Genomic DNA, 23,407 nt, shown 5'->3' with positions numbered 1-23,407 from the left:
GTTTTAAAATTAAAAGTGATTTAGGTTAAAAGGGGTTTTACGTACTACGTGACCGTGGTCAAATTGCACTACATAGTTAAAGCGCACCTGTTGTGGCGAGCCGGGTATGAAATCTGTTGAAATGATTTGTGCGCCGCTATTCTTTGCAGCATTAAATTGTTTTATTTTGTTTGAGCTTTTGGCATCCAACACTGCATCTGCGCGCGTGCGTACCATGTAGCCTGAAGCTATTAATTTTTGAATTTTTTCGAAATGCTTTATGGGGTTATTCACTATCATGAAAGCAGCTTCTGGTTGGTTTGCTTCATAATGTGCAAACATACTGGCTCCTCTCAGCGAAGGACGGTTTTTTTTATACAAGGAGGTTTGTGATTTCTTCCCATCAAATAAAAAGATAAATTTTTGCCTAAGCTGATCTACATTTGGCCAGCCAAACTGGGTTACGGTTTCATTTAACGATAGGGTGCTTTTACGTAAATTATCGGGTGTAAATAATGAATCTGATAAGGTTTGCTTTATTACGGCATCAAGAGAATGGTAATCACTGGCTTTAAATTTTAATGTGGTGGGCTGAGGGTCTATTAAAGTACCAGTTTCTTTTACATTAATCATGATAACGACAGGGTAGTGTTGTGGGTTTGCCTGTGACCACTTTTTGAGATTGCTTAAACAATCACTAAATAATATGCAATGACTTTGTACGTCAACACCAGGTATATGCATGACTTTAAAACCAGGAGTTGATAGCTGCTCTATTTCTTGTTCACTAAACAATGCTCCACTTGAGAAACGCTCAGCCCACGGCTTAAGGTATAAACCACCATTTGGATCTTTTAATACATCTATTTCTAAATGCCTGATACCACTATTGAGCTGATCAACAATATTGATATGGCCATAATCAATTTGTGCAGCAAGCTTGGGATTAAGTTTGCTTAGCTCTTTTTTTACTCCAAGATTAAGTACTTTTTTATAACTATTATGTGAGCCAATAACTTGGAATTGATTCAAAGGGGTTGCTAAGGCACCTGTTAGCCACGTTATAGCAGTAATAAAAATAATAAATCGCATAGAGCATCTCAATTGTGAGTTTGCTACCTAAGAGCGCTCCTTTCTAAATTAGGGGACACAAAAATTTTGATTTAATAAAAGCTTCATAATTAAAGTTGTGCTTTTAAAAATTTTGTCCCCTATTTCTCAAAGCTGAACTCTATATCAATAACGAAAGCATTTACTAAGGTATGTAATGGCGGTGGGGCAAAGGTTAGCGTGGTTATTTGTAATATTTAGCGCTTTTAATTCATTGAATGCTGCAGGTATTGAATATTTTGATATGAAAGGTGAGGAACAGCCAAATACTGTAAAAGTGGCTTTTCTAGCAGATATTCATCTGCATGATATCTTTGCAACCACAACAAAGGCCGTGAATACTACATTGCCTATAGATACTAAAACCCAACAACCACTTTTAATCCGAAGTATGTATGCTCAACTTCATTCGACTCGCTTATTTAATGAGAACTACTTTGCTTTTATTCATGTATTAGATGAACTAGCTCAAAAAAATATTAAGCTAATAGCATTACCAGGTGACTTTACTGATGATGGCCAGCCAATTAACGTTCGCGCTCTGGCTAAAATATTAAGCCGGTACCAAAAAAAATACGGTATGAGATTTTTTGCAATTCCTGGAAATCATGACCCCGTTAAACCATTTTCGTCTCCTGCGGGAAAAGCGGACTTTTTAACTTCTGACGGTAATGAATTTGGCCTTTATAGCCACGGGCATACAAAATGTGCACATAATCACTCCCTTTGCGATGATGGAGTTAAGCATTGGGGTTACTCAGAAATTCTAAGTACACTTAATGACTTTGGCTTTAGTAAACACGAATCTGACTTTCTATATGAAACACCGTATAAGAATAGAGAGTTCTCATGGTGTGACCCGAATAATACAACTCGCTGTATTATGATGCCTGATGCCAGCTACTTGGTTGAGCCCAAACAAGGGGTTTGGCTCTTAGCAATTGATGCCAATGTTTATGCACCTCAATGGCAAAATACACCTATCACGTTTAAAGGTTCATCAGGAGCTGGCTACAATGCTTTGATAAAAGCTAAGCCTTTACTAATTCAGTGGATAAAATCTGTGGTTAAAAGGGCTAAAGAGCAGGATAAAACACTTGTCGCATTTAGCCATTTTCCGATGGGGGATTTTTACGATAATGCTAATAAGGAATTACATAAGGTATTTAATAACGGAGACTTTTCATTACCACGAGTGCCTACTGCGCAAACCGCAAGTACACTTGCACAGACAGGCCTAACACTTCATTTTGCAGGTCATATGCACTTAAACGACACTGCATTAATTACTAATAATAAGAACTCTCAATTAGTTAATGTTCAAGTTCCAAGCATTGCCGCCTATAAGGCAGCTTATAAAGTCGCTGAATTAAATCTACAAAAGCAAACAGCCCATATAAATACCTATACACTTAACGATGTGGCAGATTTTAATAGGCTGTTTAGTTTTTATGATAGAGAGTGGCTATACAGAAACGATAGTAAACAAGATAATTTTGATCGCACTATCTTAAATTCTAAAAGTTATGCAGAGTTTACTCAGCGCCACCTTATTGGGTTGATTGAACAACGATTTTTAAAGCGGGATTGGCCTTACGAATTAGTATCGTGGCTGGATAAAAACCTTTATTTAGAGAACTGGTTTACGGCAATGCAATGCATTGATAGTGCTAGCCCTGAAATGTTAGTTCAATTGAAATCGATATCAACAAAATCTTGGCTGAAAGACTTCTATTTATTAAGAAATGGTGGTGTAACAGCTGATATATCCGATAATAAACGCATTTTTTACCAACAGTTAAGCACTTTTTTAGAACAATCAAATTGCAAAACTCAAACGCAGATACAGGAATATTTAGCTTCACTTACAAAAGTAATGGCAAAGTTTAGTGAAAATACCCAGGGAGAAAGTTTTAGCGTTGATTTAAAAACAGGTAAGGTTTTTTAATATTGATAACTCAGGCCCAGGTAAAAAGTACGGCCACTTGTTGTAGAGTTATAAGCTCTCAGCGATGAGTCACTATACTGGCGTTCTTGTTCATTACTAAGGTTAAAAGCACTTAATTTTAACTTCCAGTTTTTAGTAAAGTTGTAGTTTAAGCTGGCATCCCAATACGTTGTTGGCATAAAGCCGGTTTCATTTTCATCATTTATTAATCCTCCAGCGCGTACCAAATATCTACCTCTGAAAATAGCACCTAGTTTAAAGTTCAGGTTGGGACGATCGTAAAAAATCATACTCGATGCTGTAATTTTAGATAAAAACGGCAAGTTTTTTTTAAATAATGCTAAGCCATCATTGGAGTTATAATAAGTTACTTTGCCTTCGTTATACGTACTTTGTAGGTTAATACCCCAGTAAGAGTTGGGTATTAAGTAATTTAAATTTAATTCGATGCCCCATTGATAAGCTGTTTCTGAATTACTTTGCCAAACAGCTATTTTGTCGTTGTCAGCTTTGCCGGGGTGGGGTAATGGAGCTTGCACTGTAACAATGTAATCGTTTAAATTTCTATAATACAAAGATAAATCAAATGAACTATGACCACTAAGGTCACCTTCGAGAGATAGATCGGTATTATAGGATATGTAAGGTTTGAGATTTGGGTTAAAAATATATTCAATATTATCTAGGTTATTGTCAGAGTCGGCAAAATTTAGAGAGCTTAATAACGGTTTAGAATAATTTTTAGAAGCCCCAAAACGAAAGCGCCAATGCTCATCAATGAATAGTGTACTATTTAGGCTAGGTAGCCATAAATCATAGCTTAAGGTTGATAAGTCCTGAGTAGAAGTTGTTATAGAATCAATCTGGTAACGTAATCCAAAATCTACCTCCCATTTATCCCTCTCAAGTGTTAATAATGTATACACACCTTGGCTGTTTTCTTTTATATGCTCATACTTCCTTATATAAGAGGCGCCATTTTGTTTTATGTTAAATGGCACTATTTTATAAAGTGCAAGTGCATCATTGGTATTTATGCTCAACCAGCGCTGGTTTTTATGTTTATTTTGGGGTGTGATGAGTGTTTCGGGTAATTCAATTAATTTTTGTGGAGAGTTACTTATTTCATTAAAAAAAATATCATTTTTTTGAAGGTTACTCATTTTATTTGTAAATGAGATCCAGTCACCACCAAATTTCATAGAGAAAGTGTCATTAAAACGATGCTGTATGTCTATCTTTGCAAATAGATATTTATTATCTGATTGATAGTATTCTAAATCTCCGTGATATAAATCCCACATACTAATGTCTTGTAAGTTTTGGCTATAGTAAATGTCGGCGTAAAATGGGTCTTGTGTATAATCAATCGTTACATCACTAACCCCTTTAGTATAAATTTTATTACTATACGGTATTTCGTATTCTGATTGTTGTATACCTAATATGGCATGCACATCCCACCGTTTATTGAGCTTTTTTTCAATTGAGAACTGACCTTGGTGGTAGGACGTATTTATTTTTTGAACTCTACTTTCTGTTGCTACTCTTGCGTCAACATAATGAGCATATACTAACTCATTGTCTTTATTTGTTTTGATACTTGTTATTGCTGTTTGCTCTTTTATAACGGGTGTAGATTGGTCACCTCGGGGATATAAATGAGACTCTGATCGATTTCCTTTTAAAAAGCCAGAGAGTACATCTACATCTATATAGGTTGTCGGGTTTTTATATTCTAAAGACAAGTTTGTACCAAAGCGTTGCTGAGTTCCCTGCCAAACAGAATATCTGTTTCCTCGGGGAATAATGTAATTCCCTTGTGCTAAATTTTTTGATTGTAATTTACTTAATGAGGATAAGTCAGCATTATTGATGGCTATATTACGCCATCTAAATGTATTAGCACCTTGTTCTAATGATTCTCTGCTCGTATAGGCTACACTTGCAAGTGCCCCCCAGTTCCCCCACGTATTTGACAAAAGGGTAGAGTAACGTTTGGACCCTGAGCCAACATAATCGTTATAGCCAATTTCGGGGCTAATAACAAAGTTAAACCCTTTCTTATCTAGTGGACTTATTGTTTTTAAGGCCATCGTACCTGATATTCCGCCGGCGATCTGGTCAGAAGAATAACTTTTGAATACTTGTATTTGTTTAAATAACTCAGCTGGTAAAATGTTAAAATCAAAAGAGCGATCGCGCTGCTTTTGCACTCTACTATCCATAGGTGAATCATTATTTGCCAATACTGGCATATCATTAAGGGTAACCAGGCTAAAATCAGGGTAACTGCCACGAATAGATACTTGTCGGCCTTCACCGGCCTCGCGAGTTATAGCTACCCCGGGTATATATTGTAGCGCCTCTGCTAAATTTGTATTTGGAATATCTGTGATGTCTTGTGCTGAAATAGCCTCACTAATTGCCTTTGTGCTGTGCTTTAAATTACGCGAGCGGGCTTGAGAATAACGAATACCTTTAACTGTAATCTCTTCTATTAGCTTAATATTGTTTTGGCTTGGGCTTTTATAAATTACAAATCCATTATTTTTTATTTTAAAAGACAAAGTAGTATCATCTAAAAGTAATTTAAGGGCTTGAGATAAGGTGTAATAACCACTAATGGTTGGGCTTTCTTTATTATTGAGTAGTGTAGGGTCGCTGCTATAGGAAACCTGATATGCAATTGCAATCTGGCGTAAACTGTCGCTAAGTGAACTCGCTGGCATCTGAACAAATTTACTTTTTGTTTGTGCTGCTTGAATAGTGCTAGGAATTAATATGCTTAAACAAATTAAAGTATGCGTAAGGTATAAAATTTTATGCCTTAAACAATATAGCTTGCTCATATCAATGAATTTAAATAAATCGAACACTTAAATTCTCGAAATGAGCAATATATTTTGTTTTACTTCAAGTTTTAAATTATAAGCATCAGCTATTAACATCAAGCTCTGTTTTGGTGTTTCCAGATTGAATCGACCACTAATAATCGTATTGCTAAGCTTACTATCTAGTTTAATTTTATCGTTACTATATCGTTGTAGTTGTTCAACTATGCTGTCTAAAGTTTCTTTTTCTGCTTCAATCCAGCCGGTTCTCCAAAGGGGAAGTTGCTCTAATGATTTGTCAGTAGTAACAGTAATACGACCATCCACCACGACTGCCTTTTGAGGAGGAATTAATGTTACTGTGTCTTTTGCATTAACTTTTACCTTCCCTTCATAAACAGTCACTACTACTTTATTTTCATTATGCTGTACATCAAATGAGGTCCCTAACACGGTAATGTTAGCTTCTCCAGAGTCGATAACAAATGGGCGTTTTTTGTCTTTTGCTACATCAAAAAAAACTTGCCCTTTGTTTAGTACTACTTTTCTTACATTGGGCTGTAGTTTCGCTGTTAGCTCACTCCCTGCATTTAAGTGCAGATAGGTACCGTCCGTTAGTAACTTTGAAACACGCTTACCTATGGGCGCGTTAATAGCTTTAACTGGCTCAAACTTATCATTAGAAGCGATTGTCGGTGTAATTGATGCTTCTTGTTGTGGCAAAGAAAACCAGTACGCCATAAAGGCAATTGCACTAAAGCTAGCTGCAATGGCTATTTTATGAAAACTCTTTTGCTTGTTAGCATTTTTCTTTAATGGAGTAATAGACGTATCATTATGGTAGGTATGCAAATTATGTAGAGCTTTATCAATTGAAGGGTCGCCAAATATTTTAGCAACTCTATCAAATGCAGCTTTATTTTCCGGCTGCTTTAGCCACAGGGAAAGTTCTGCTGATTCATCTTCGTTTAAATCGTTTACCCGATCTACCCAGTCAGCGGCTTGCTCTAGTGTTTGTTCATTCATTCAAAAATTCTTACCAGCATGTATTAATAATATAGAGTGTAATAAAACAAAAAAGGGGACATCTCTATCGATGTTTTTCTATATGCAATGTTATTTGTGTCATAGCTCGAGTGATATGCTTTTTTACAGACTCTTGGCTTATACCTAGTTTTAAGCCAATTTTTTCTCGGCTTAAACCTTCTAAACGCCTAAGTTCAAAAACTTTTCTCCGCAATGGGGGAAGTTCATCAAGTGCTTGTTTAACAAGTTCTAGTTTTTGTTCTGTGATTATTTTAGACTCGGGGTCGTTACTTTCTGGTGCTATAAGCTCCATTTCATCATCATTATTGAATTGATTCTTATTTTTTTGCCAATCATGGTAAATGACAGATTTTGCTACCTGATTGATATAGGCTGGAAAGTTATCAATTTTAGTGGATTTATTCCTGTTTATCGTCCTTATTAAAGCTTCCTGTACTAGATCATCTACATTATCTGCATTAGAAGTTCGACGGGTTATATATTTCCGTATATGACGAATAATATTTTTAACTTCACTTTCTTCAGAGGAAGGCTGCAAGTCTAAAGGGCTTTTAAAAGTTTTCATTACTCTGTCGTTTATTCCGTTTACAGAGATATTAAATGAACTATATGACTTAAGTATTACAACGGCCTAATGGAGCTATTAGGTCTATTAGAGTAGGTTGGGAGGTTTAAAAAAAGGGAAAACTAACGGTTCAATACAGCTATTGAAAAGAGCTTGTCAGCGTAGCTTTACTAAATTTCAGTTTATATTAATGAAGAATAAGAATAACTATAACTTTAAGTAAAGTGTGTTCCACATTGTGGAATTTTCTCAAAATATAGAGGGGATTTTTTTATATTTCAGGTGCTTTGGTTAACTTAGTGATACATCTTTCAATTGCCCTGACAGCTATATATTTAAAGTAGGGTAAAGCGTATGCATCGGTTAACACACTGCCTATTATAATTAATACAGAAAAATAAGTTTATAATAGGCAGGTATAAATAAATTTTATAATTTTAACAAATGTAGCTAATTAACGTGCCGCTTTAGGCCCATCATAATCGTATGTGAACCAGTCAATATCGATGTAGCCAGCATCTTCTTTTTCATTCCACGAGAAAAACCCTAAACGATCACCTGTCCATTTACCAAAAGCGATGGTGAATGTAGGGCCAAATGCTTTAAAGCTTTTCCCATCAAAGCTATATTCGTAGGTCGCTTGATTTCGAGCATTTGAAGTTCTTACAAATAGCTTGTCACCATTTAACTCTGGGCCAAGAGTCTTTTCGCTCATACCATTCATATAAAATAAATGCTTTTTACCCTTTTCATCCATTTCAACCCCTAGAAGATTAAACACTCCCCCATAACGTACAAAGCCTGCTAGTTGGTTGGGTTTCATACCCGATACATCAAATTTTGCAACTGCCGTACCGGTGGTAACCCCCATCATTCTCTGACTCAAGGTATTGCTGGCTCTCCAAAAATCACCATCTGAACCATCGTTGTTGGTCCACTCATTAATTTTGGGACCATGTCCTTCTTTATTTGGTAGCACCTTGCTCGCTTTTAGGCGTAACCATCCCGGGCGTTCAGTCAACGACCAGTGACTATCTCTAGGGTTATGGTTCCACTCCCATTGCGGGCCTAATTTTGATGATGAAAAGTCATCATCGCTTTTTGGCGCTGTGATTGGATAACCATTTATAGGTTTTTTATAGCGTTTAACAGGCTCGCCAATTCCATCATTATCTTCATCAACTCCTATAATTGGCCAGCCGTCAATCCATGTAACTGGTTCAAGTACTTGAGGCCGACCTTGAAAGGGTATATCGTCATTTTGGATAAGTTGATGCATGTACCACCAAGAACCATCAGGTGCTTTCATTAGACCACCTTGACTAGCACTTCGATTATTAAATTCAGACCCTTTCTCTAAAACTGTTTTAACTTCATAAGGCCCATAAATACTTTCTTTGGAGCGAAGTACTAGCTGTTTTCTATCATTTTTAGGGTTTTTCACACCAGGTTTTGTTGATTTATCACCCATAGTCCATTGGGCCATGAAGATGTACCAAGTACCATCTATTTTGTAAATTTTGGCTGCTTCTGCGCCCATGCCTGTATAAACAAGTTTTCCTTCATCTAGTATTTTTGTCCCATCCCAACTCATTTCGTAAATACGATTTTCATTACCTTCAATTTTATTATTAGGGGACTTTTGTTTTGCACCCGTATTAATGATTACATACGCTTTTTTAGTTTCTTGATCCCAAAAAACAGCTGGGTCATCAAGCACATCAGCTTTAGGTAACATCATAACTGGCTCACTCCACGGGCCCTCGATGTTGTCTGCAGTTGTGACCATTAATCCGTGCTGGTAATCTATTTGATACACATACCATTTCCCTTCGTGGTATGCGATATCACCCGCCCAAGTACCAAATGAATAACCATTCATACGGTCCCAGTTATACTCTGGAGCCCAAGATAGTTTTGGGAATGCGTGACCAACGTTGGTCCAGTTCACCATATCCTTAGACTTTAAAATTGGCATACCTGGAGACATATGTTGTTTAGAAGTAATCATGTAATAAGTATCACCCACTTGTTCTATATCAGAGTCGGGATAATCAGCGTTTAAAATAGGGTTTATATATGTACCATCGCCCTGATCGCCAAAGCTTCCTATCTGGGCAGGGGCTGTTATTTTTTTAGATACTGCTACTTGATCAGTCGTTACCTTAGCGTTACAGCCCGTTAAAACTGTTGTCAAAGAGAGGCTTAATGTAGTGAGCTTAACTGTGTGTAAAATTAGTTTCATAAATATTCTTATTGATGTTGATTGATGTTGACTGTATAAGACTATGTTTGATTTTGTTTTAAGTCAACCAGTTCGCTTTTTAGCAGCTCTGAATCTGTACGCTTTTAGAATAAAATGAAAAGTACACGATATTAAAGTGATATTTTTATTAATTTTATCAATTAGTTAGTATAATAAAAAGAATGACTTGTAATGTTTTATTTTAATTAATGAATGAGCGAAATTCTTACAACGCACTGTTTTTTATTAGTAAAATAGAGATTATTTAAACTATTATTCACAGCTTATATAGTCATGATGCAAGGGGCGGTTAATATTACTTGTCAGTAATGTATCTTTTATGTAAAAATCGTCAAAATCGCTCAATATTAATCTTAAGCCAATCTTTATAGATTTTAACAGGTATATATTCTCACTTACCTAGCACGTTTTAGTAACCGGGTGGCTTTTGGTGATTAAATGATTATTACACTGCTGCAGTTAAATTAATGCAGCGGTAAAACTCTCACATTTAAATGTAAAACGAAGAATAGGACAACTTCTTTATTTACATTCATTCTTTGCAACGTAGGAAGAGGATAAATGATAAAAAACACACACAAATTAGCCGGAGCAATTGGTTTTCTACTCTTAAGTTTAACTAAACCAGCTATTGCATCAGAAAAGCCTAATGTCATATTTATATTGACTGATGACCTTGGTTTTAACCAAGTAGGTGCTTATGGTAATACACCAATAAAAACACCAAACTTAGATGACATTGCTAATAAAGGGATAAGATTTAACCAAGCTTATGCTGGTAATACAGTATGTTCACCTTCTCGAGTTTCGCTTTTTACGGGCCGTGATGGTCGTTATATGACTAACAATTCTAATACGGTACAGTTAGTTGAAAGTGATATAACCATTGCTCATGTTCTAAAGTACGCAGGCTATGACACTGCATTGTTTGGAAAGTACTCGATTGGTTCTCAAATGGGTGTGACAGACCCGTTGGCAATGGGGTTTGACACTTGGTACGGTATGTATTCAATTTTGGAAGGACATAGACAGTACCCTCAAATATTATGGCGTGATGGAAAAAAAATACGCATAACTGAAAACGAAGGCGGTAAAAAAGGAGCATACGCACAAGAGTTATTTGCCAATGAAGCCATCGAGTATATTGAGCAAGACCGCGAAAATCCATTTTTTGTAATGCTGGCCTTTTCTTCTCCGCACGCGGAACTAGCGGTGCCTGAAAAATACAGTAAACAATATTCTTTTGACGAAAAGTCTTACTCAGGTATGTCATCAGGCACGCCTAGTGATAAATACGCTGCTTACTACCCTGAGCCAGTAAAAAATCCTAACGCTACATTAGCAGGTATGGTTAGCGCGCTTGACGATTATGTTGGTCAAATTACAAAAACATTAGAACAAAAAGGTATTTTAGATAATACAATTATAGTATTTACATCTGATAACGGTCCCCATGATGAGGGTGGAGCAGATCCTCAATACCTTAAAGCGTCAACACCTTATAAAGGACAAAAACGTGACCTTTATGATGGTGGAATACATGTTCCTATGTTGATCCAATGGCCTGATAAAATTAAAAAGCCACGTGTTGACGAAACGCCTTGGTTGTTTGCTGATGTGTTGCCAACGTTAGCTGACATAACAGGCGTGAACTTAAACCTTATTCCTCGAGTTAAAACTAATGGTGTTTCAATAAAAGGTTTATTGAATGACTCACCAGAGCAACAGGCTGAAAGAGTATTGTACTGGGAATTTGCTAAGCAAGTAGGTGATCCAAACTCTGGTGTTATAGGTGATACCTTTCAAGCCGCTCGTAAAGGCGACTTTAAAGCGGTCAGATATGGCATTGAGTCACCTGTTGAGCTTTACAATATCACTAAAGATCCAGGTGAAACTGATAACCTTGCATCACATAAACAGTCACTCGCAAAAGAGTTTTTTGACTTATTTGAGAAATATAAAGACTAACAAACCTAAGATAAGTGATGGGTATGCCATCACTTATCTATTAAAATTAATAATCTATATAGCATCCTCAGTACTTTCGACATTTTTTCTCTAACAATGCTCATATCCAATCTTTTTTAATCATATTATTGCAATTGTTATCATGCTGATTTATTGTATTTCAAATTAGTAAAATTTTTATTAAATATTATTTAAAAGGATAATACGGCAGCTGATAGTTAATAAATTATCTGTCTCAAATTCACTTATATTGCTTATATAAGTGAACTAAAAGTTTAACGGTCTTCAGAATACACACAATAATTAGGATTTTTTTGATGAACAAAAAATTTAAACTAGCATTGGTACCTTTTGCTGTAAGTCTTTTACTTACTGGGTGCTCAGAATCAAATACGACGGCAAAAACGGTAGATAAATTAAACTCAGGTGTTCAGTCAGTTATAAACGTCGACAAAAGCATTAAAGCTAATTCAGTGATTAGCTTGGCTAACAGCACTGCTGAGTGGCAATTATCTCATCTCGATGATTTGTCATATATCCCAGAATCTCATCGTGCTAAATCAGAAAATCCTAAGTTTTGGATCCAAGCGTCGTTTTATATTGGTTTAACTCGTTGGGCTGAAACAACAGATAACAAAGACTACCTACACTTTATTCAAGAGATGGCAAAAGAGCAAAACTATGAGTTACTACTAGATCGCCCTTATCATGCTGATGACCACACTATTGGCCAAACTTACTTATGGCTAACAGAGCAAACAGGCAACAAAGAAGCTTATAAGCCAACTCAAGAATTGTTTGACAAAATTTTAGCTAACCCACCAAAGGTGGGTTTAGAGATGTTAGATAAGACGAGTAAAACTCAAAATGGCGCTCATTTTGAAGGTAACTGCCAAGATCGCTGGTGTTGGGCTGATGCGTTATACATGGCACCGAGAACATGGTTAAAGTTAAGCAACGTGACTGGCGATCCAAAGTATTTTGAATATGCAGATAAAGAATTTTGGGCAAGTGCAGATTACTTATTTTCTGATGAGTATGGCCTGTTTTTTAGAGACAGTCGCTATTTCGATATGAAAAATAAAAATGGTAATCCAGTATTTTGGGGGCGTGGAAATGGCTGGGTTTTTGCTGCAATTCCATTAATTATTGATGATTTACCTGAAGGTCATCCTTCAAGAGATCGCTATATAGAGTTATATAAAAAGAATGCAGCAGGTCTAATGAAGTTACAGCGTGAAAACGGTTATTGGCCAGCATCGCTTATGGACCCAGATATTGTTAAAACGCCTGAGGTTAGTGCAACAGGGTTTATCACCTTTGGTTTGGCGTGGGGTATTAATAACGGTATTTTGACTGATGACAAGTCAAAAGAAATAGTGAAAAAAGGATGGCTTGCTATTGAACAGGCAGTAGAGCCAAGCGGCCGTGTAAATTGGGTACAACATGTTGGAAAGTCTCCTGATCCGGTTAAAAAGACTGATTCACAATTATATGGCGTAGGTGCTGTGCTGTTAGCTGCATCAGAAATGGTCAAATGGGAAGACTAAGTCTTTTTGTAAAATTTATTTACCTTCTCTTTACCTCCATTGAGGGTTAAGTTTTTATTCCTATTAATACTTTTTATTAATAGGAATTTTTTTATCCGCAAGTCCTGGTTAAGGTGAGGAGAACTCTATTGGGAGTACTCAGCAATGAAAAAATTAATAGCAGCTTGTTTTGTAATACTATTATCAGCGTGTAATAATCAGCACAACCAAGAAAGCCTCATTCCTCAACCAAGTCATTTATTAGTTGAAGGAAAAGATCAGCCGCTAAATGTGCATAATAGTCAGCCGAAGTTATCATGGCATGCAAATGTTAAAAGCCAATCCCACTATCAAGTTCAGGTAAGCAGAAACAGCCTGTTTGATCCAAGCTCTTTACTTTGGGATAGTGGGAAAGTTCAAGCTAAACAATCGCTAAATATTCCCTATAAGGGCGTTAAACTAAAGGCTAACGAAACAGCTCATTGGCGCGTAAGAGTGTGGCAACCTGGCATAGAAAGCGCGAGTCCTTGGAGTAACCCCAGCACGTGGGAAACGGGGCTGCTTAATGAAATTGATTGGGAAGCTAAGTGGCTGCAAGTAAAACAACAAGCTATCACTTCTGTTACTGAGCATGTTAATCAATGGGCACTTTATGCCACAGGCCTACACCCAGAAGATTCATCAACCTTAACCAAGCACAAAAAGAAAACGCAAGAGTTGGTTATTGAGCAAGTTAAGGCACAGCCAACAGCGAGTTTATTTCGTCATACTTTTAAAGCCCAAGGCAGTAAAAAAGTAGTTAAAGCCAAGCTTCACAGCACCGCCGCTGGCTATTATGAGGTTTACCTTAATGGTCAGAGAGTTTCGGATCGTATTATGGACCCAGGGCAAACAGATTTTGATAAGCGTATTCTATACAATACCGATGAAGTATCTAATTTCCTATTACCGGGTTATAACACGATTGCTGTTCACTTAGGCAGTGGCTGGTATGATGAAAGTATTGCTTTTAGCCGCTGGAAAAATCCTGACGCTTCAAAAAGTCGCCCCTCAAAAACACTGTCATATGGCCAACCTAAATTTATTGCCCAGCTAGAGCTAACCTATAATGATGGCTCCACACAGTTAGTAACATCAAATGAAAACTGGGTAAGTCATCCTTCAGCAGTAATAAAAGAAGGGGTTTTTTCAGGGGAGTTATATGATGCGAATAAAGCCGTTAAGGATTGGAATGTAAATACTGCAAACCTCTCAGGCTGGAAGCCAGTACACGTACTTAAACAATGGCCTACCGAAAAGCTTGAACCGCAACTTTTACCGCCTATACGTCCTATTAAAAAAATGTCAGTGGAAAAAATATTTCAGCCTAAACCAAACGTATGGGTGCTCGATTTCGGGCAGAACTTTACGGGTGTGCCAACATTTGACCTAGATAAGTTAGGGTTACGTAAAGGGCAGGCAGTGTATTTTAGATATGCTGAATGGGCTGATATTGATGGCAACATAAGCCAAAAAACTGGTGGCGGAGCACCTTTATTAAAACAGGTAGATGGTTATATCGCTGCTGATAACAATGAATCAACATGGACACCTGAATTTACTTGGCATGGTTTTAGATATTTAGAAATAACAGGCCTTGATCAAGCACCGAGTATCGACGCAATCACTGCTCACTTAGTAAGAAGTGATGTAAAAATAGCAGGCACTTTTAATAGCTCCAATGAGCTTCTTAACCGTATTCATGATATGGCTTTATGGAGCTACGAAAGCAACTTAATGGCCGTACCAATGGATTGCCCTATTCGTGAACGTGCAGGTTGGACCGGAGATGCTCACGCTGCACTGATCACTGGCAACTATAATTACAATATGGATAATTTTTGGAAAAAGTACCTAGGTGATTTTAAAACAGCAACGTTTCAAGCGCCTGCCGTTGTTCCTGGTAAACGTACTCATGGCGATAAGTTTGATTGGGCCGTGGCTGAAATCATCATTGCATGGGAGCATTATCGTCATCACGGAGATTTACAAGTTTTAGAAGGGCAGTTTACTAGCTTGGTTGAGTACATGGAGTTAGCTGAAAGTAAAATAGACAAAGGTTTATTGCGCATAGGCTATGGAGATTGGTGTGATCCCGTATTAGAGCCTGGCATGGGTAGAAAGCGCTGTAATCCTCAACATACTTCTCCAATTATAACTAGTTCAGCATTACTTGCTCACGGTTCAGACTTAATGAGTAAAATTGCAGAGCTAGTGAATGAGCCTGAAAAAGCAAAACACTACACCGGTTTATTTAAATCAATAAGCGCGCAATTTAACAAAGAGTTCTATAACCCTGAAACTAAACACTATGGTAGCCAAACAGCAGATGCTATGGCTTTGCGCTTTGGTATTGCGCCAGTGCACTTACGTCAATCAATAGCTGATGCACTTAATAAGGATGTTGTCGAAGACTGGAATGGTCATGGCTCTGTAGGAGCACTAGGCCAAACCTATTTGTACTTAGCTTTAAGTGATTATGGCTATGGTGATACGGCCTATAATATTTTTACTGCAGATGGTTACCCTGGTTATTCATATCAGTTTGAAAAGTTAAATGCGACCACCCTATGGGAGCGAAAAGGGGTGTTAGACCCAGATTTAGATCCACAACGTCGTAATGCGCCTGGGCGTTCATTAAATCATCCTTTTCATAGTGGATATGATGGCTGGTTTTTTGAGGGGCTTGGAGGGATCCGACCTTTAGATGACGAACCCGGTTATCAAGTATTTGAACTTCGCCCAGTATTTCCTAAAGACCTAGAGTGGGTAGATGTTAGTTACCAAACTGGTTATGGAACAATTAAAAGTAGCTGGATACAAAAAAATGGCATTGTTAAATGGAATATAGAGATACCTAATAACAGTAGCGGTTATGTAACTATTCCAAATGAACCCAAAAAGCTCTACAGAGCAGGTACCTACTCCTTTGAAATTAAAAGCTTGTAGCTACTGTTTTAGGTTGAGATTAAAAAGTTAATTTATGTTGGTTATTAATAAGACCCGGTTATAGATATAAGACTATTTGGCAAAGTCCATTTAATTATACTAGGTTCAGAGGGACGTGAATTTGAATAAAATAAAATGTGTCAAGAGTGTTTTTATTAGCAATTTTTGCATTCTTATGGCGGTAGTTATATTAAATGCTTGCTCAGCAGATAATGAGCAAAGTTTGGCAAATTTATCTGGGCAGCTTGCGGCTCCAGTTCAATTAAAAGTAGGCGAGGGCTTTGTAAATCCATTGGGATATTACGAACAACGCCCTCGGTTTAGTTGGAAGTTACCCAAAGAAGGTAGTGCTCAGTTACAATCAGCCTACCGAGTACAAGTTGCAAGTGCACCAACGTTTTATACCGATAAAATTATTTGGGATAGTAAAAAAGTGGTGTCTTCGGCTAACGCTTGGATTGATTTAAAAGGGGCAAAATTGCAGTCACGCCAAACAGTCTTTTGGCGTGTAAAAATATGGGATGAGAATGATGAATTTTCTAAGTGGAGTGAGGTCAACCACCTGGAATTAGGTTTAATAGAAAACGATGATTGGAAAGCACAATGGATTGGTCATCCTGATACCAATGAATTCGATATTGATAGTGTCTTTAATCGCTCAGTGAAAGGTGGCCGTTTTCCTGTTCCAAATAATAAGTATATCCGCCCACAATATTTGCGGACAGGTTTTAATTTAAATAAAGATATTTCGCAAGCACGGCTATACATCACTTCAAAAGGCATATTTAAATCTTTTATAAATGGAAAAGCCGTGAGTAATGATGTAATGACGCCAGGATGGACACCATATCATAAACGCATAGAAACACTGACCTACGACGTTACATCACACTTAAATAAAGGAGAAAATGCATTAGCTGCGATCGTTGCTGAAGGCTGGTACAGCGGAAGAATTTTTCATCCAACAAAGCAACAACATATGTTACCAATGCGTTTATTGGCGCAATTAGAAATTACATTTACTGATGGCACCCAAAAAATCATTACTTCAAATAAAGATTGGCAATCAACTAATCAAGGTCCAATTCGCGAAGCTAGTAATTATGATGGTGAAATTTATGATGCCAATTTTGAACTAGCGAACTGGCACAGCGCTAATTTTAATAAAAACCTAAATTCAGATAAATGGAAACCAGTCGTTACTGAACCACTTGAAGAGCAAGTGTTATTAAAGCCAAAGAGACACACCGCTGTTCGTGAAACTTTAACCATTCCTGCAATAAAAATTGTTAGCCAAAAAAATGGAGTGACCGTTTTTGACATGGGACAAAATATGGTGGGAGTGCCAGAAGTCAACATTCCTGTTATTAAAAACCAGCAAGTCAAATTACGTTTTGCAGAAGCAATTGATAAGGGTGAATTCTCTGTTACTAATTTACGCTCAGCGAAAGCAACAGATCTCTATACGCCTAGTAAAACAGGGGTGATACGTTATCAGCCAACATTTACCTTTCATGGTTACCAATTTGTCGAGCTATCTGGTTACGACCAAACTAAACCCCCATCTCTTGATTGGATTAAAGGCAAAGTATTACATTCTGATTTTGAAGTGTACGATAATTTCACTAGCGCTAACACCAACCTAAATCAGCTTTCAGATAACGTATCTTGGGGCCTACGTGGCAACTTCTTAGATATACCAACTGATTGCCCACAACGTGATGAGCGTTTAGGTTGGACGGGGGATGCTCAAGTATTTGTTCAAACTTCTATGTATAAAGCAGACGTTTATGGGTTTTGGGCAGCATGGCTTGAAAGCGTTCGTGAAGAGCAAAGTATTGATGGTATGGTGCCAAACTTTGTACCTTTTCGTAATTTTTTAACCAGCTTAACCGGTTCTGCATGGGGAGATGCCGCAACGATTGTGCCTTGGGAGCTTTATCAATTTACTGGGGACAAAAAGATTCTCGCAGAAAACTACATTATGATGAAACGTTGGCTGAGCTATCATACATTTAATAGCTATCAGCATATTTCTACTATGAGTAGTCATGGAGATTGGCTACAACCTTTCACTGCTGACGGTAAGAATGGTGGCGATACGCACAAGGATTTAATTGCAACGGCCTATTATGCTCACTCAGCAAATTTTGTAGCTAAAACCGCTCGTATTTTAGGGTATGACAACGAAGCAGATCAATATGACACTTTGTTCAATAATATAAAAAGTAAATTCCGTGATTACTTTTTTGACGACAACTTATTACTTCGCACCAGTATAACAAAACCGCCGATATACAAAAATGGCAGTGAAAAAACAGGACCATTAAAAACAATCTCACCTAAAATGACGCAAACCAGTTATTTGTTGCCTTTAGCCTTTGACCTATTTGAAGATAAAGAACAAAATAAAGCAGTTAATCAGTTAGTTACCTTAATTGAAAAAAGTGATCGTCATTTACGAACTGGGTTTTTGGGTACACCTTTGCTGGCTCCTGTATTACAAAAATTCGGTCATAGTGACCTGATGTATGAAATTTTATTTAAAGAAAGCTACCCATCATGGTTTTACTCTATTAAACATGGTGCAACTACTACGTGGGAGCGCTGGGATTCTTACTCATTACAGACGGGATTTAACGGTGAGAAGATGAACTCTCTAAACCACTATGCTTACGGTGCTATTGCCAGTTGGTTCTATCGAGGTATGTTAGGGATTGAGCAAACACAACCGGGTTTCAAGCATTTTAAAGTACAACCCCAGTTTACTACTAAACTGTCAGAGGTTAGTGGTAGTCACCCAACTCCTCAAGGTGAAATTGCAGTTGGCTGGTCGATAAAAAATCAGCAACTTAGTATGTCACTAACTGTGCCAAAAAACACCGAGGCGTCATTAATACTGCCTAACATAAAAAGAATCAGTATTATCCGTAATGATTCCGTTGAGGTGCAAAGTACTGACTTATTACTACCTGGTAACTATGAAATTAGAGGCAACTTTAATTAATGGTGCTAAATATTTTTGAGTTCGAGCTCCTATTACTTCACTAATTCCTAAAAATAAGACCAACTTGCTTCTTCTAAATGTAAGTAAAATATACCTAAGCCATTTAATATTTGACATTATTAATCAAAATGAGTCAATATCAGTCATTGCAAGTGCTGTGTTTAGTCGATAATTAACTGGTGTGCAGGCGTTGTTATAAGACGTGTCTTTTCATCATTATGTCTTAGCTGACTTTTAAGAGAGGGTTTAATGAGAAAAATAACTAAAAGTGCTTTGGCTGTTGCTGTTTTAATTACCTTACCGGCATGTGATGCGGTTGAAACAAATAATAAGCAAGAAACTCTTTCAAATGAAAATACTAGATTTTGTAGTGCTACCCTGGATAAAGCCCAGTTGCAATTGGACGACTTCAGAAAAGCGTATACAAACCCAAATAAAATACCGACTTCGTTTAGTGATGGTAAGGTTAACTTTATTACTCCGATGGGTTGGACGAGTGGCTTTGTTGCTGGCAGCTTTTGGTATATGTATGAGCACAATCAAGATCAAAGCTGGCTAAACACCGCCGTAAAGTGGACAAATGCATTAGAAGACATGCGTTTTAATCGTAAAACTCATGATGTGGGTTTTATTATAAATAACAGCTTTGGTAATGGTGTAAGACTAACAGGTAATGAAAGCTATACCCCTATTTTAGTTAGCACGGCTCAAACATTAATGGAGCGTTACAATCCAAAAATAGGTGCCACATTCTCATGGAGTTGGGGTGTATGGGAGTTTCCAGTCATTATCGATAACATGATGAATCTTGAGTTGTTATTCAATGCTTCCCTTGCCACCGGAGATGAAACCTATTATGACGCTGCTGTAAGTCACGCCACTGTTACGATGAAGCATCACTTTAGGGATGATTTTAGCTCATATCACCTAGTTAATTACAGTCGAGATACTGGGCTACCACTAACAAAACAAACCTTTCAAGGCATTACTGATGACTCATCTTGGGCACGAGGTCAAGCATGGGGAGCTTATGGCTATACAATGGTTTATCGCTACACAAAAGATGAAAAGTTTTTAAAACATGCACGCAATATTGTTAACTACATCCTAACTCATAAAAATATGCCAGAAGATCTTATACCTTATTTCGACTATAACGCGCCAGATGATCCAGAGATTGAAGATTATAAAGATTCATCAGCTGCATCTTTACTTGCAAGCGCTCTATTAGAGCTCGCGGATTATGTGGAAAAAGAAGATGCAGCACGTTACCGCAAGGCCGCTATGACGATGTTAAAAACCTTAAGCTCACCAGAATACCTTGCTGAAAAGGGCGAGAATGGTCACTTTTTACTCAAACATGCAACGGGCAACTATCCTGCAGGTAAAGAGCTAAATTCGGCGCTTAATTATGGCGATTATTATTATTTAGAAGCGCTTAATCGCTGTAAAAAACAAATTTAACTATGAATACCGCTTGTAACAATCAACACACAATAATTTAGGAACACCCGACAATGTCTGTAATCACCAGTAAAAAAAGACGGGAAATACCACTACACAATTTCTTGCGCTCCAGCGTAGTCGCTATTTGTCTTGGTTTTATAATAACACTCAGCGGATTTAAAGCTTCAGCAACAGAGGTAGAGCGCCCTTCGATTTGGGTTAAAAAATCTGAACGTCCAGAAATTTTAAATAAAATACAAACAGAGCCTTGGGCAAAATCATTATTTGAAGAGCTTCAACAGCGTGTTGAACCAATCGCTGCAATTAACAAAGAACAACGGTTAAAACCGCTTGCAGATCTCCCACTAATTTGGAATAAAGATAAGTCACAAGCACCGACACTACCGCATTTTCGTGTTAAAGGCGGCGGTAGTAAAGAGCAACTCGAAAGCGTTGTTAAAGCACTGCAGGACGGCGTTGATTGCGGTGTAATGTACTATTTAACTCAAGAAGATAAATACGCAGCCTGCGGTGCCGACATACTTAATACCTATTCAAATGCACTAATACAAATGAAGGTGCATAAAGAAGGCGCCATGAATTCAAGTTGGATGTTTCCGGGCGATCACTTGTATGAAGCACGGGTAATTGGTGCTCAATTACCCATTATTTATGACTTAGTTTATCCCTATCTAAAATCTGGCGGCAAGGTATACGACTTACAATCAAGCAGCTTAGTCGCCTTTGATTTTGACCAAGCGCAACAGATTTTTAAAACTTATATTTGGTTAGCGCTAAATAAAGGCTTACTTGATTCAAATTGGCCAGTATTAGAGTCTTCAAGCCTTGTACACAATATTTTAGCATTAGACGACCCAGAAGAAATTGCTAAAAACCTTCCTTATTACACACACCTAGATACTAAGCATCAGGCATCGCTAAAAACGGTTGCAAAAAAGTTTGAAAACGAAGGTGATATTTGGCCAGAGTCTTTCCAGTACTCTAAACATGTAGCCGCTTTTTCGGTTTACCTAATGACGTTGCTCGACCGTTACGATCCAACACTTAAGCTTGGTAAAAAGTATACAAATATTCCTGCGGCATTTACCTCATATTACGATTTACAGTACCCAAATAACGAATATCCTTATATCGGTGATGGCCATCGTACCTATAAGCCTGAATATTCGGCTTTAGAAATGTCATTATTATTAGCAAAGTTAAATAATAATGAAAAGCAAATAAATGACTTTAGCAATTATTTAGCCTCGAGCATAAATGCAGGCGTATATGACCGAGGGCACCTTCATAATCGCTCTTATGGCGCAAGTCCATATTACACGCCTTTACAACTGTTGTGGTCTGTAAAAGAAATACAAAGCAGCCAAGAAGTAGATGTAGCGCCACCGCGTCCAAGAACGAAGCGTTTAGAATATGCAGGAATGAATATTCAACGTAATGTGAGTAAACAAAACCCAGTTAAAAACAGTTTAATGGCATTTGTGGCAGGTGGGTCCTATATTCATGGCCATGCTTCTGGTATGGACATGGAGCTATATGGTCAAGGTCATGTACTTGGCATTGATGGCGGTAAAGGTACTTACAGAACACCAATTCATGAAAACTATTATCGATTGTTTTCAGCACATAACTCTGTAATTAGTAATGGCGCATCGGCTTCTAGCGGTGATTGGATCAACTTAGGTATTAATCGCGTGCAGTCTATCGCAATGGAACCTGCTGCCGGTGAAAAGGGCGTGTCTGATAAACACTCGTTTAACACATCCTCTTTTTATGATGAATTTAATAAAGTAGCACCTGCTAATCATCTGCGTACATTAGCATTGATAAAACTCTCTGATACTAAGGGCTACTACCTAGACATATTCAGAGCTAAAAGTAGCCATGAACAAGAGTTTCACGATTACGTATACCACAACATTGGCGACAAAGTGGATATAACCTCAGGCTCAAAAAAAGTAAAATTAAAAGCAGATGCGCAGCGCTATCAAGCTGCAGCTAAAACACCGTGGGTTAAACATAAAGATTACCAACACCCAGGCTGGCATTATTTTGAACAAGTAAAAACAGCGTCAAATTCATCACAGCAGTATGAGGCAACATTTACGGCATCTAAACTGGGCGATAAATCAATCGCAATGCGAGCACTTATCCCTGCTGGACTTGATGTTGAGTTAACCACCGTAAAAGCGCCAAAAGCTTATGGTGCGTCCGCGCCATACAACAAAAAGCCATTACCTACGTTTGTAATGCGCCACCAAGGCGAAACATGGAGTAATCCATTTATAGTAGCGTATGAATCAGTAACCGAAGGTGAAGACTTCGCGGTTACTGCTGTAGAAAGACTTTACGCAAAAGGCGTATTTAAAGGCGTAAAAGTCAACGCAACAGTCGATGGCAAGTCACTAACGCAATACATCATTGTGCAAGAAAATAATGACGATAAATACGAAGACAAAGAGTTAGGTATTTACTTTGAAGGTCAATTTGCCGTTATTACAACCGATGAGCAAAACAAATTGGTAGATATGTATATAGGCAATGGTAATCAGTTAAAGTTTAAACAGGACTCGCTTACTACCTATTATAAAAAGTCAGGTTACATAAAAATGTAAAAACGCGACATTTGACCGTTCAAGTATGATGTGTGTGGTTTATTGTCAATAACCCAAATGAGCCATACTCATCAGCGCTATATT

The 23,407-nt window shown here is 37.6% G+C and carries 12 protein-coding genes; 7 read left to right on the top strand and 5 right to left on the bottom strand.

Annotated features, from left to right (window positions below):
- Positions 1-9 precede the first annotated feature (9 nt).
- On the bottom strand, positions 10-1,071 hold the full coding sequence (locus tag PSH54_RS14990; protein WP_273606466.1) for a Ca2+-dependent phosphoinositide-specific phospholipase C: 1,062 nt from the start codon (positions 1,069-1,071) through the stop codon (positions 10-12).
- A 175-nt stretch (positions 1,072-1,246) separates the two neighbouring features.
- On the opposite strand from PSH54_RS14990, the gene PSH54_RS14985 reads away from it, so the two are divergent.
- Positions 1,247-3,037, top strand: a complete 1,791-nt coding sequence (locus PSH54_RS14985; protein ID WP_273606465.1) for a metallophosphoesterase family protein — start codon at positions 1,247-1,249, stop codon at positions 3,035-3,037.
- Here the strand turns inward: PSH54_RS14985 and PSH54_RS14980 are convergent.
- The 4 genes from PSH54_RS14980 to PSH54_RS14965 all read right to left on the bottom strand — a co-directional run bounded on the left by PSH54_RS14980 (position 3,034) and on the right by PSH54_RS14965 (position 9,728).
- Positions 3,034-5,916 carry a TonB-dependent receptor gene (locus tag PSH54_RS14980; protein WP_273606464.1) on the bottom strand — a complete coding sequence of 961 codons (2,883 nt, stop codon included), beginning with the start codon at positions 5,914-5,916 and terminating at the stop codon, positions 3,034-3,036. The two genes, PSH54_RS14985 and PSH54_RS14980, sit on opposite strands and share 4 nt — an antisense overlap.
- On the bottom strand, positions 5,917-6,897 hold the full coding sequence (locus tag PSH54_RS14975; RefSeq protein ID WP_273606463.1) for a FecR family protein: 981 nt from the start codon (positions 6,895-6,897) through the stop codon (positions 5,917-5,919). It lies immediately after the preceding gene.
- 64 nt (positions 6,898-6,961) lie between these two features.
- Positions 6,962-7,483, bottom strand: a complete 522-nt coding sequence (locus tag PSH54_RS14970) for an RNA polymerase sigma factor (protein ID WP_273606462.1) — start codon at positions 7,481-7,483, stop codon at positions 6,962-6,964.
- A 454-nt stretch (positions 7,484-7,937) separates the two neighbouring features.
- Positions 7,938-9,728 carry a glycoside hydrolase family 43 protein gene (locus PSH54_RS14965; protein WP_273606461.1) on the bottom strand — a complete coding sequence of 597 codons (1,791 nt, stop codon included), beginning with the start codon at positions 9,726-9,728 and terminating at the stop codon, positions 7,938-7,940.
- Between the two features lie 582 nt (positions 9,729-10,310).
- On the opposite strand from PSH54_RS14965, the gene PSH54_RS14960 reads away from it, so the two are divergent.
- From PSH54_RS14960 to PSH54_RS14935, 6 genes are all read left to right on the top strand, one after another.
- Positions 10,311-11,717, top strand: a complete 1,407-nt coding sequence (locus PSH54_RS14960) for a sulfatase-like hydrolase/transferase (RefSeq protein ID WP_273606460.1) — start codon at positions 10,311-10,313, stop codon at positions 11,715-11,717.
- A 317-nt stretch (positions 11,718-12,034) separates the two neighbouring features.
- Positions 12,035-13,267 (top strand): glycoside hydrolase family 88/105 protein, encoded by a 1,233-nt coding sequence (locus PSH54_RS14955; RefSeq protein WP_273606459.1) that lies wholly within the window; start codon positions 12,035-12,037, stop codon positions 13,265-13,267.
- A 144-nt stretch (positions 13,268-13,411) separates the two neighbouring features.
- Positions 13,412-16,234, top strand: a complete 2,823-nt coding sequence (locus tag PSH54_RS14950) for an alpha-L-rhamnosidase (RefSeq protein ID WP_273606458.1) — start codon at positions 13,412-13,414, stop codon at positions 16,232-16,234.
- Positions 16,235-16,355: 121 nt separating this feature from the next.
- Positions 16,356-19,241 carry an alpha-L-rhamnosidase gene (locus PSH54_RS14945; protein ID WP_273606457.1) on the top strand — a complete coding sequence of 962 codons (2,886 nt, stop codon included), beginning with the start codon at positions 16,356-16,358 and terminating at the stop codon, positions 19,239-19,241.
- A 249-nt stretch (positions 19,242-19,490) separates the two neighbouring features.
- The gene (locus tag PSH54_RS14940) at positions 19,491-20,705 is read left to right on the top strand and encodes a glycoside hydrolase family 88 protein (RefSeq protein WP_273606456.1); all 1,215 of its coding nucleotides are present in this window, start codon (positions 19,491-19,493) and stop codon (positions 20,703-20,705) included.
- 53 nt (positions 20,706-20,758) lie between these two features.
- Entirely contained in the window at positions 20,759-23,323 is a 2,565-nt protein-coding gene (locus PSH54_RS14935) for a heparinase II/III domain-containing protein (RefSeq protein WP_273606455.1), read from the top strand.
- Positions 23,324-23,407: the final 84 nt, after the last annotated feature.

Source organism: Pseudoalteromonas sp. Angola-30, from assembly GCF_028599215.1.
In the GTDB taxonomy this organism is placed as follows: Bacteria; Pseudomonadota; Gammaproteobacteria; order Enterobacterales; family Alteromonadaceae; genus Pseudoalteromonas; species Pseudoalteromonas atlantica.
Note: the sequence above shows the minus strand (reverse complement) of the source record. Positions and strands in the feature narration are given on the sequence as shown.